Origin of the sequence: Kitasatospora sp. NPDC097643 (genome assembly GCF_040302625.1) — a bacterium.
In the GTDB taxonomy this organism is placed as follows: domain Bacteria; phylum Actinomycetota; class Actinomycetes; order Streptomycetales; family Streptomycetaceae; genus Kitasatospora.
The window spans coordinates 1-1,181 of record NZ_JBEOSA010000181.1; the positions used below are offsets into that span (position 1 = coordinate 1).

The 1,181-nt window shown below is 68.8% G+C and carries 1 protein-coding gene; it reads right to left on the minus strand.

The window, feature by feature from the left end; all coding sequences use genetic code 11:
- On the minus strand, positions 1-1,181 hold a 1,181-nt coding region (locus ABTY15_RS39710; RefSeq protein WP_350607711.1), incomplete at both ends, for a DNRLRE domain-containing protein.

Consider the following 1,181-nt stretch of genomic DNA (forward strand, 5'->3'; position numbering starts at 1 on the left):
TCGTCGGTGCCCGGAGCGGGCGAGAAGGTGAACGAACCGGCCTGGTTGGCCGTGCCGTGCCACAGCCCGTCGGCCGGGTAGTCCGCCGAACTCACAAACGGTGCACCGGGCTTGACGGTGTCGACGACGAAGTTGGTGCCCACCCAGCCGGAGGCCGAGGTGGCGTCCGTCACCCGCGACCAGATGCCGTACGGCACGTTCTCGTCCAGCTTGGCCACGCCGAGGTCGGCGGGCGTCACCTGGGCGTAGGTGTTGGCCGGCACCTGGCGGTAGATGCTGTTGACGAAGGTGCCGTTGCGCCACAGGTCGAAGTTGACCCCGACCGTGCCGCCATCCGGATCGGCCGCGAGGACCTGGAAGCGGGGCGTAGCGGAGTTGGTGTACCGCGGGCTGCCCTGCTGGGACGGCAGGACGTCCACGACGGTGGGCGTGGGCGGGATCGAGTTGTACGTGATGGAGATGTAGGGCGGCCAGTAGCCCTCGGCGGAGCTGAACCGCTTCCAGGACAGGCTGCTGGACTCGTCGGCCGCCTTGAGGGCGAAGCCGTAGTCGTTGTAGCCGAACCCGGCGAAGTACCGGATCATCTCGGTGACGTCGGCCTTGGCCCAGAACGTGCCGTCACCGGCCAGGCAGTCGTGGCTGTCGCCGTCGTTCGGGATGTCGTAGGTGTCGTTGGACGTCGCCCACTTCTGTTCCAGCGCGGGCTGGTTGCCCCAGCGGGTCCACCAGGCGGCGCCGCGGGCGTTCCACACCTCCCACTGCTTCGGGACGCACGAGGAGGAGTGGTAGTTGGCGACGTTGAGGGTGGCGCTCTGGATCTGCTTGCCGTTGAACGAGCCGCCCGGGATGGTCAGGAACGACCGGGCCACGACCTTGCCGTCGTAGCTGCCCAGCTTGAGGTCGGTCGACGCGGAGGCGTCGATGTCCTCGTTGGTCTGGACGTAGGTGTCGAAGGTCGTGCCGACGTCCACCACCGGGTCGACGGTGACCGGGAACTGCCGCTTCGGGTCCGCGAGGAAGGCGGCGTCCGGGGTGAACACCAGCTCGGTGTCGCTGCCCTGGCCGCGGACCTCCATCTTCACCGGGCCGCGGTTGAGGTGCTCCTGCGAGGCCGGGTCGACGGCGGCGTCCCACATCACGGGCGCCGGGATCTTCGCGGTGGCCTTGCCGGTCGCCTTGTC